Origin of the sequence: Schlesneria sp. (assembly GCF_036405755.1) — a bacterium.
In the GTDB taxonomy this organism is placed as follows: domain Bacteria; phylum Planctomycetota; class Planctomycetia; order Planctomycetales; family Planctomycetaceae; genus Schlesneria; species Schlesneria sphaerica.
The window spans coordinates 1-9849 of record NZ_DASWWZ010000146.1 but is presented as its reverse complement, the minus strand read 5'-3'; the positions used below and the strand labels follow the sequence as shown (position 1 = coordinate 9849).

The following is a 9849-nucleotide window of genomic DNA, read 5'->3' as shown; positions in this document are numbered from 1 at the left end:
TCCTGACCAGATATGTCAGGATTGCAGACACAATGACGCCAAAGATGCAGGTGATGAAACCGCTGGTAATGGCTCTGGAATAAGACCGATCCATCGCCGCCAGGCGTTCCTGTCTTCTTTGTCGCTCGACCGACCTCATCTCTGTAATCTCGGTCCGAACGGCATCCATCGCCGCTTTTCCCCGGTCCGTAGCGACCACGTCCCGAGCAGGTTCAAATCCACTCTGCCGACGCAGCGCGATTGTCTCTGCGAGTTCGTCGAGCTTGTCGGTGATCCCTGCTTCAAGGAACGCAATTCGCGATCGCTGTTCTGAGCTGTGATTCATCATTCGATCCAGGTCGACGAGTCGAGATCGAATGCGCACCACGGCCACCGTGTAGGGTTCCAGGTATTTCTCGTCCCCTGTAATGACGAAACCCCGCTGCCCCGTTTCTGCATCCGCGGACAAGGCGAGAAGATCCGTCAACCCCATCAACAGCTCATGGGTATCAGCAATCTGCCGAGCGTTACGACTGAGCGCCAATGTGTTCGTGTAAGAGATAACCCCACTGAAAATGAACAGGATAAGTGCAGCGACCATCCCGAGAATAATAAAAGTCTCAGATCGAAGAGTCAGCGTCGTGGGCGAAATGCGGCTTTTCTTCATCAAGCAAGTTCACATTCTGAGGTCGGCAAAAAACAGGGAGAGGAAACAGTACAACGATCACCGGTTATCAGACAACCTGGTCAAGAATAGACCACAGTGAAGCCCGATCGTCCCAATCGACCAGTGAGCCACTTATATCTAGACACTCGATAGTCCACCGTCGGATCCAGCCGCGACGCGAGGCACTCTGCATTTTTTATACCAAAGATCATGGCTATCAGGAGTACCAAGAGAACACCTTGGAGGCAGATTTCCAAGCAGTGAGACGGACCAACAAAATTCTCCTCAAGCGTGCGACTTCGCAACCCACGCTGAACTCGGCGCGAGCAGACGTGACATGGAATCTTGCTGGCGCAAATTCGTGGTGGTCCACGCGACGTCTCCGCACATGCGTTCCAGGCAGCAGGGCGGTGCAACCACCTTTGTCCATCTGCACTGAAGTCAAGCATTGGTTTCGCTGCTTCCCGCTGGCTCCGGTCAGAGAAGCAGCCCTCTCAAGCCAGTTCCGTCTTCTCACATATCAAAGTCGGTCCGGCAGCGACCCAACTGTCTTGTCGAGGCTGTTGCGTTCTACCTCTGCATCTGCCGCTACAGGATTTAACCACCTGAAATCGATCGCTAGAATGCCCTGCACGAAAAGCCCTAAGCTGAAAGTCAGTTCATGAATCCGCATCCCCCTCAAGAACTCCTCGAACAAACCCACTCTTTCCCCGGACGATTCGTTTTTAAAGCGATTGGACGTCCAGCAGATGATTTTGCTTCCCGCGTGGTCGCCGTTGTACGGCTGACTCTGGAACTCGATTTCGATCCTCCTTATGAACTGAAGGAGACCGCTGCGGGACGACATGTCTCGGTGACCGTCGAACCCCAGGTTGAAACATCGCAACAAGTGATCGATATCTACAGCGCCATTCGAAATCTCGAGGGTCTGGTCATGCTGTTGTAACCTGCGCCCATGCACGTTGCGGTAGATCTCCGAACAATCAGACTGCACCTTTGGAGCATTGCTTCAGGCGTGCGCGCAGAGGTCTGGTGCGGTGGCTTTCACCATCATCGCCGGCCCCACGATCGGGCGATACGGTGTCAAAGGTGACGCGGTAAAGGTGACGTGGTGAGGAGAAGTCGCCCCGAACCAGTTTGAGCGAGCGAAGCGTCATCCGCAGAGTTGGACGTGCACCTTCGCGTTAGCGAGTCTTCAGACACTGCAGCAGCAGGACTTCGAATTCGTTCCAGTCGAAATCGGGCTGGTCCAGAATGACCTCCAGTCGACTGTCTCGGCGATAGGGAATCGACTCGTACGTCAGTTCCCCACCAACACGATTGTAGAGAATCCATTCACTCCCGACGTTGAACACGCCCTTCAAGCGGTGAACATCGAGGCTGCCGCTAAAGAGTTCGAACAGGCTGATCTGACGGAACGTGTCCAGCGGTGAAAAGATCCACCCGCATGCCGCACGATCGCTCTGTCGACTCTCTTTTCGTACGGGATGCCCGGGGAGCAGCATCGAAATCAGCGGACGATCACCAACCCGAACTGTCTCACTCGCGCTGGTTGTGGTCACGTCAGGTTCAGGACGCGCAGGATGAGCATCCGGAAACAACGCGGTCCGCTCTGGAGAGATATCCGTATCTAGCAGCGATCGATCGATCCGGCCCCCAGTCGTCGTCAGAACCTGAGCCTTGGGTGGAAACAGTCCATTCAAGAAGGTGAGAAATTCACGAAGTCGATCAGGGGAGGTGCGATCGAGTTTGTTCACGACGACGACGTCCGCCATGTGAAGCTGATCCTGAAAGACGTTCACATTCGTGACGGCGGGATTGGCATAGTCAGCCGGATCCGCGAGACAGATCGTGGCTCGCAGATCGACAATCCCGCGGAACCAGGGTCCGCGCAGAGTGTCGAGAACCTTCGCAGGATGCCCCAGTCCAGTGGGTTCAATCACAACGCGATCAGGATTCGTCTGACGGATCAGTTCCATCAACGAGAATTCGATCGGCGAATCAGACGAGCAGCAAAAGCACCCGCCGGCAATCTCAGTGACGGCAACGTTGTCCGAACCCGCCGATTCAATCAATGCCCCGTCGATACCGACTTCACCAAACTCATTGACCAGAACGGCCCAACGCTCTCCCGCAGGCTTCTGACTGATCAGGTGTCGGATCGCGCTCGTCTTTCCCACCCCCAGAAAGCCCGTGATCAGGTTTGTCGGAATCCGCTTTCGGTCGGTCATAAACATCGGCAATCGCAATGAGAAGAAATTATTGAGGTTTCTCACCAACATACAGGGTGGCAATGCCAAACGTTAGTGGCGTGAACGTCACCTTGGTCAGCCCGCACGACTCCAGTTTGTCTGCCAGTTCCTTTCCGTAAGGGAACTCAGAAACCGACGCAGGCAGATACTCATACGCCGACTGCTTGTTTTTTGCGAACAGCTGGCCAATCCGCGGCAAAACGTGTTTGAAGTAGTTGCGGTATACGAAGTTGAACATCGGGTTCGTCGGCATCGAGAATTCCAGGATGGCAACCCGTCCACCCGGTTGGCAAACGCGGGTCATTTCCCGAATCCCCACTTCCGTGTTCGTCACATTTCTGAGACCGAACGCCACCGAAACAATTTGAAACTGATTATCTTCGAATGGAAGCTGCTGTGTGTCGGCTTCGCGGAACGTCAAACTCGCCGCTCCTTCCGCGATCTGCTTTCCAAACTGGCGATCCCGTTTCCCTTCCGCGATCTTCAGCATTTCCGGAGTAAAGTCCGTTGCCATCACCGGGATTTTCCCTCGACCGGCTTTCCAGTAAGCCAGAGCCAGGTCGCCCGTTCCCGTGCAGACATCCAGAATCGGCGCGGTCCCGGAAGGGGCCACCTTACGGATCGTCTGAGCACGCCAGTAGTAATCCACGCCTCCGGAAAGCACGTGATTCATGAGGTCGTATCGGCCCGAAATCTCGCCAAACATCTGACGGACGCGGGCTTCCGATTTATCAACAGTCGCAGACATATTTTACTTCAGCTGGTAGTGTAATTTTTCAATTGCAATGTCGCGGAATGGCGGAACGGCTCTCCCATCCAAAGGAGAGTGCCCACATCAATTACAAACCTGGCCAGACCTGTCCTCAGTGGGACCCAAACGCCTGATCTTAAGTTTGCAGTCAATGTGACAGCATCAATCCGCCAATCCATATTCGGCCCAACGCTCCGTAACGCGAGCCATCATTTCGTCCGAAGCCTGCAGCGTCTCGGGCCACGGTCGCTCTGACTCTCTCGAACTCTTGCGAGTCGCATCGATTCCGACCCGACTGGCAAGCGACTCCGTCAGTGGAGTGTAGTCATCATCTCGCGCCAAACCATCTGAGAAGAGAAAATCTCGACTCGGACACGTATTTGTTCCCACTGTAAACCAGACGGCCGCCTCGTTCTGGACGTCAACGTCTTCGTCGACAATGACAATCATCTTGGTCTGCCCCAGTTCTTCGAGTCCCCACAGGGAATGAAGGATCCGCCGTGCCTGGAATTCAACCGTCTTGCGAATGCGGACAAACAGGATGTTTCGGCCCGCCGCTGAAAATGGCTGGTGCAGATCCATCACTTCCGGCAACAGGCGTTTGACCATCGAGAGCTGAATTCGCTCGCGAGCAGCGGTGATCCAGCTCTCTTCGCTCGGGGGCAATCCGACCACCGTCGCGGGAAACACAGGATTGGCGCGATGCGTAATCGCGGTCAGTTGGATCAGCGGCAGTTCTCGAGAAACGTACGAACCATTTCCCCGGGCGACGGTTCGCGCTCGGGACGTCCTTGAATTCGCCGCGTCAATGTACCCTTCGAGGATAAATTCGGATCCTGCCGGAACTTCGATTTCATTCGTCCGGCAGCGAACCAGTTCCAAACTGGCGCCGCGAAGTTGTCCGACAAACCCGCGCACATCCCCAACCCAGGGAAGTCCCGTTGCCACGCGGAGCAGGGGGTCGCCTCCCAAACTGATCGAGACCGGAAGATTTTGTCCAGAGCTGATGGCGGCGTGGATAATGTCTCGCTGAACCGGATGTTCGTCATACCAGCCCAGTTCACTTTGTCCTGCCACAACGAGCGGCGACTGGAAAAGATGGAGCTTGCGTGTTTGCGGGTGAACCACGGCCAGCTGCCCGGACGTAATGACAGGATCCAGTTCCCCTTTCCAGTTTCGGGGTATGGGCAGATCCCACAGGTTTACGTCACGCCCGACACGGACCACCTGCTGGCACGCTGCAGTCTTGACCAGCTTCGGCGCAAATTGTCCCATCGATCCCCGTGACGGGACCAGCTTGAGCGAGTCGAGCCAGCTTGCCGGCTGAGCCAGTTCCAGGCGTCGTTCGACCTCGCCGCAAACCTCGGTCAGGTCCGATACCCCCAGACACAGGCAGATTCGTCGACGACTTCCCAGCAGGTTTGTCACGACAGGAATCGTGCTATTCTTTACATTCTCGAAGAACAGGGCTGGACCGCTGGGAGTCGCCTTTGTCGCGCGATCGGTGATCGCAGCAATTTCGATGGAGGAATCAACCAGCGCAGAGACGCGGACAAGCTCATTGTTGTCCTGCAGCAATGCGAGGAAATCGGCCAAAGAGGCATGCGACATAATCGTCCAACATCTTCAGGAATGGCAACATTCCCTTCCAGGGTCGTTCACGATCTGGCTCAAGGTCGTCACGATCAGCGAGCCAGGATTCTGATACAGTCAATTGGTGTGGGCACTGAACGCGACCGCCCGCAGATACTAGGAAAACGAGCATGGAATTACGAGCATTTGCTGAACGAGTTCTCCTGAGCGACTCGCTGGAAGTCAAAATTCAACGCATGAGCGAAACTTTGACGGACGAGAATCCGGGGCCATCCGTCCGCCTTGCCGAGCCTGTTCGCCCCGCCAATCTGCAGTTTGCCCCGCGACGGGCCGCACCGTCGATGCCGCATCCGTCGAACTTTTCAGACCCCCGAAAACGGGCGATCGCTCATCACATCCTCGCCAACCACGAGCTGCAGGCTCTGGAAGTCATGGCCTGGGTCCTGCTCGCCTTCCCGGATGCCCCGACGGAATTTCGAATGGGACTCGCCGAAGTCATGGCCGACGAGCAGCGGCATACACGCATGCACGCAGATCAGGCCGCAGACCTGGGTGTGCAGTTCGGCGATCTGCCGGTCAACTGCTACATCTGGAAGAAGGCCCAGGATTTTCAGTCGGTGCTCGACTATCTCGCCGGCATCCCCCTCACCTTCGAGGGACGCAATCTGGATCACACGCTCGAATTTGAAGAATACTTCGCTGCCGCAGGTGATTCACGCAGCGCCGCGATCATGAAGGCGATCCACAAGGATGAAATTCATCACGTTGCCTTCGGCCTGAAATGGCTGAGGATTCTCAAACCTGCTGCGCAAAGCGAATGGGATGCCTACGTCGAACACCTGCATTGGCCGCTTCGCCCCGAGAAATCGGTGGGAGACATCTTCCACGAGGCCCCCCGAATTGCGGCAGGTATGTCCCGTGAATTCATCGAGCGCCTTCAGGCACCGGAACCGAATGAAGGATCGTCGACCGAGCCTGCGGGCCGCTGAGCACAACAACGGATTACTGCGAAATTGAGTACGTGAAGCGTTCTGATCGGCGACATCCAAGTCCGCTCAAGAAACGTCCACCCGTACATGAAAAAACACTGCTTGACCGGAACAGTCAAGCAGTGTCATCGTTTCTGTCACGTCAAACGGTTGGGGAGGTCCGCCTGATTACAGACCTGGCTCAAGTCGAACGAGCCCTCCGGTGGGCTTTTCGCCAGTGTTCTCACCCGTGCCGAAGACGGTGAGGTACAGTGTCCCCTCTTTGTCAAAGGCCAGGGCCGTTGGTCGATCAAGACTGACAATCTTCTTGGCAGTGACCGCTTCTTCGCCCACTTCCAGTTCGAACAGTCCGCCATTTCCCTTGATCTCTTCAGCCCAGGCAAAATCGGTGGCGTACAGTTTTCCCGTCTTGGGACTGTAAGCCAGACCGGTGATGTCGTTCAGGCCTGTCGTCAACTTTTTGGTCAATTTGCCTTCTTTGTCGTAGAAGGTCAGCAGAGAATCACCGGGGACGGTCATCTCGCCCATCTGACCTACGACCAGGCTTGAGCCATCGGGCGTAACGGTGATCGCAACGGGTGCGTCGACTTCGGTCGCTTCCTTCGTAGCGATCGTGCCGGTCAATTCACCTGGCTTGCCGTCGACGATTTTTGCCGTGGCGATCCACCCCTTGGTGTCGTCACCGTTGGAGGTGACGTAGATCGTGTCATTCCAGACAATAGCGGCGTAATAGTTCCCTTCGCCCTTGTAGTTGATCTCAGGATTCCCTTTGATCGGACCAAGAGCAAATTCGGTCTCCGTGGCCTTACGTGGCTTGGCGGGAAGCTCGTCAGCGATCTTGTAGACACGGACCAGCTCTTCACCGTCCTGAAGGCCCCCATCCGGGACGATCAGTCGGTCAGTGCCCCACAACGTCACCCCCAGAGGTCCGATATTGTATTTGGGTCCTTTGCCGTAGACGTCTGTGGGAAAGCCTTCGACTTCCAGATAGACCTTGCCGGGAGTCGACCGATCCCAGCGGAAGACTCCTTGATTCGAGGTCACGAAGACATGCCCCGTCCCCGGATGGACGGTAACGCCCGAGGGATTATTCAGGTGCTTCACCAAGAGTTTCGGAGTAGGCTCCGCTGGCTTCTCCGCCGCCTCTTGGGCGTACGACATCGGGGCGAACGCCAGAACCGCGAGTACCGCAGTTAACGGTTGAACAAACAATCGACGCATACTCACTCCATTCATCCATACCACAGAAAGTTTCACCGCGCAACACCATCTATGAATCACTCAACCAGACCGGGAAATCGATCTGAAGAAGTCCACATAGGAAATGCATCCCTGCACTCGCCCTCGTTTGCGGAAGACGACTGCCACTCCCTCTGACGCCCCGCAAGGCTTCAGTGGAAACAAGCCGTGACGCTGTTTCAATTACTTCATCAGCGTGGTGATCGTACTGGACCTTGACCCACGATTCAATTTTACAGCGGAATCTCTCTTCAGAGCACCGACTTTTCATTCCCCCAGTTTGACGACAGGGAAGGTCGCTGACACACTTAACACGCGGTCGATCGTGAAAGGCAGTCAAGACGATCTGGCATCGGCTCGCACCACTGCTCGTCCGAATGACTATCTCACGGTTGGCATTCAACCTGGGATCGCTGCCTCCCCCGATTGCCCCCCCGCTCGTCACATTCCCCTGTAATTGGACCTGAAGAGATTGATCGAGGCCCTGGACATGATTCGCCCTTTCGTACTGACAATTTTATTTTCCATCTTTGCCGCGAGCCCTTTAGTGAGGGCTGGGGATTGGCCGAGTTGGCGAGGACCAACCGGAGACGGGATTTCGACCGAGAAGAATCTGCCCGTCGAGTGGAGCCCGACACAGAACGTTGCCTGGAAGCTTGAACTCCCTGGCCCCGCCGGTTCGACACCTGTCGTATGGGGCGATCGCATCTATCTGACATCAACGGCCGAAGACGGCAAACTGGTACTGATTGCCGTGTCACGCGATGGCAAGGAACTCTGGCGGCAGACGGTCGCCCAGGGGAACAAGGATGTTCGGGGTGACGAAGGAAACTCAGCTTCACCTTCACCCGTTACAGACGGAAAGCACGTCTGGACATTCTTCGCGAACGGCATCCTGGGTTGCTATACCGCAGACGGGGAGGAAGTCTGGAAATTCGACGTGCAGGACCGGTACGGAAAGCTGGAGATCGCCTTCGGCCTGACAGCCTCACCGGTGCTGCACGAGGGAGTGCTTTACCAGCAGTTGATCCACGGGGACGGCGATGCCGCCACACGGGAAGCCTGCGTCGTGGCTCTCGATGCCGCCACGGGAAAAGAAATCTGGAAAGTCGATCGTCCCAGTGACGCCCATTCCGAAAATGAATCGTCCTACGCCTCAGCAATCCTCTACGATGATGGGAACGAAAAGTTCCTGCTGTCTCATGGGGCCGACTTTGTCGTCGCTCACGATCTCAAGGATGGGCATGAGCTCTGGCGATGCGGCGACTTGAATAAGAAATCCAACTACGATCCCACGCTGCGGTTCGTGGCTTCCCCCGGAGTTGCAAAAGGACTGATCGTCGTCCCCAGCGCCAAAAAGGGGCCTGTCGTGGCTCTCAAGCCCAACGGCCGCGGAGATATCACCAAACAGAGCGAATTCCACTGGTGGTCCTCCGCAAGAACCCCCGATGTCCCCTCTCCATTGATCGTGGGTGATCTGGTCTACCTGTGCATGGAAAACGGTGACCTCGCCATCCTGCGCGCCAAGACCGGCGAACAGCTCGACTACCAGCGCACCCACCGTCAACGCCACCGCGCCTCACCCGTCTACGCCGATGGCAAGATCTATCTCACCGCCCGCGATGGCCAGGTGACCGTCGTCAAGGCCGCTGAAAAAGTCGAAATCCTCGCCGAAAACCAACTGGGCGAAGACATCTCCTCGTCCCCCGCCATCTCAAACGGAGTCATCTACATCCGCTCCTTTCAGCATCTTTGGGCCATTGCCCAAGGGAAGTAAAACCGCGAAGATCAACCTAGGCGTGCCCCGCGGCACGCCTGGAATTTTGGTGAGAAGATTGCAGTACGCCCAAGACGCCAGTCACAACGTGCCCACAGCTGCGGTGGGCATCGTCGACAGCAACTCAATCCGCTCAGCTGAAGCAAAAATAGAAAGGGGTTGCAGTGTGGGGAAAGAATCGAACCCCACTGCGACACCCAATCATCAGTTCAAATATTTCGTTCCGAGATGTTACCGCTGCCGCGGTCCGAACGGCGCCACTCGAGTCTCGAAAGTGGCGGGGGGGCAGAAGGAAACAAGCAATTCGAGTCGCCTGACAAGGGACCGCAAAGACGACCTCCAACAGGCTGTAGAAATCACAGGCAGTCAAAAAACGAGGTGGGCGTCCGAGCAGTCTCGAGCTCAGCGAGAGGCTGGTAGTGAACCAGCCCCCTGTTCTCTTTCTCAACCGGCAACGCGATCTGGATGACTCCCTCGCCAGACGAACGCTTGCTGAAATCGCCCCCAGCGGGATGAGTCCCGCTGCCCTGATCAAATTGCAAGCTGCCGTTAAGCGACCGCCAAAGTCGACGCTAAGCCCACCTACCCGACCGGGATAAACC

General features: G+C 56.2%; 8 protein-coding genes. 3 read left to right on the top strand and 5 right to left on the bottom strand.

What is annotated here, in order from left to right; all coding sequences use genetic code 11:
• Nucleotides 1-646 (bottom strand): CHASE3 domain-containing protein (locus VGE80_RS05020; protein WP_440591893.1); only part of this gene is annotated, 646 nt, incomplete at its 3' end.
• Nucleotides 647-1307: 661 nt separating this feature from the next.
• Between VGE80_RS05020 and VGE80_RS05015 the strand changes: the two genes are divergently transcribed.
• Nucleotides 1308-1592: a YbeD family protein gene (locus VGE80_RS05015; protein ID WP_373652437.1), complete on the top strand. Its 285-nt coding sequence runs from the start codon at nt 1308-1310 to the stop codon at nt 1590-1592.
• 238 nt (nt 1593-1830) lie between these two features.
• Here VGE80_RS05015 and VGE80_RS05010 read toward each other — a convergent pair whose 3' ends face one another.
• The 3 genes from VGE80_RS05010 to VGE80_RS05000 all read right to left on the bottom strand — a co-directional run bounded on the left by VGE80_RS05010 (nt 1831) and on the right by VGE80_RS05000 (nt 5260).
• Nucleotides 1831-2883, bottom strand: coding sequence for a CobW family GTP-binding protein (locus VGE80_RS05010; RefSeq protein ID WP_373652438.1), 1053 nt, complete (start codon nt 2881-2883; stop codon nt 1831-1833).
• A gap of 22 nt (nt 2884-2905) precedes the next feature.
• Nucleotides 2906-3646 (bottom strand): bifunctional demethylmenaquinone methyltransferase/2-methoxy-6-polyprenyl-1,4-benzoquinol methylase UbiE, encoded by a 741-nt coding sequence (gene ubiE / locus VGE80_RS05005; protein ID WP_373652439.1) that lies wholly within the window; start codon nt 3644-3646, stop codon nt 2906-2908.
• A 165-nt stretch (nt 3647-3811) separates the two neighbouring features.
• Entirely contained in the window at nt 3812-5260 is a 1449-nt protein-coding gene (locus VGE80_RS05000) for a UbiD family decarboxylase (protein ID WP_440591892.1), read from the bottom strand.
• Between the two features lie 152 nt (nt 5261-5412).
• On the opposite strand from VGE80_RS05000, the gene VGE80_RS04995 reads away from it, so the two are divergent.
• The gene (locus VGE80_RS04995) at nt 5413-6231 is read left to right on the top strand and encodes a ferritin-like domain-containing protein (RefSeq protein ID WP_373652441.1); all 819 of its coding nucleotides are present in this window, start codon (nt 5413-5415) and stop codon (nt 6229-6231) included.
• Nucleotides 6232-6399: 168 nt separating this feature from the next.
• Here VGE80_RS04995 and VGE80_RS04990 read toward each other — a convergent pair whose 3' ends face one another.
• Nucleotides 6400-7452, bottom strand: coding sequence for a hypothetical protein (locus VGE80_RS04990; RefSeq protein ID WP_440591891.1), 1053 nt, complete (start codon nt 7450-7452; stop codon nt 6400-6402).
• 508 nt (nt 7453-7960) lie between these two features.
• Here VGE80_RS04990 and VGE80_RS04985 point away from each other — a divergent pair.
• On the top strand, nt 7961-9247 hold the full coding sequence (locus VGE80_RS04985; RefSeq protein WP_440591890.1) for an outer membrane protein assembly factor BamB family protein: 1287 nt from the start codon (nt 7961-7963) through the stop codon (nt 9245-9247).
• The last annotated feature ends 602 nt before the right edge of the window (nt 9248-9849 follow it).

Bases quoted from the DNA above. Each gene is read 5' to 3' on its own strand.
- VGE80_RS05015 (WP_373652437.1), top strand. From the start codon at position 1,308: ATGAATCCGCATCCCCCTCAAGAACTCCTCGAACAAACCCACTCTTTC.
- VGE80_RS05010 (WP_373652438.1), bottom strand. From the start codon at position 2,883: ATGTTTATGACCGACCGAAAGCGGATTCCGACAAACCTGATCACGGGC.
- ubiE (WP_373652439.1), bottom strand. From the start codon at position 3,646: ATGTCTGCGACTGTTGATAAATCGGAAGCCCGCGTCCGTCAGATGTTT.
- VGE80_RS05000 (WP_440591892.1), bottom strand. From the start codon at position 5,260: ATGTCGCATGCCTCTTTGGCCGATTTCCTCGCATTGCTGCAGGACAAC.
- VGE80_RS04995 (WP_373652441.1), top strand. From the start codon at position 5,413: ATGGAATTACGAGCATTTGCTGAACGAGTTCTCCTGAGCGACTCGCTG.
- VGE80_RS04990 (WP_440591891.1), bottom strand. From the start codon at position 7,452: ATGCGTCGATTGTTTGTTCAACCGTTAACTGCGGTACTCGCGGTTCTG.
- VGE80_RS04985 (WP_440591890.1), top strand. From the start codon at position 7,961: ATGATTCGCCCTTTCGTACTGACAATTTTATTTTCCATCTTTGCCGCG.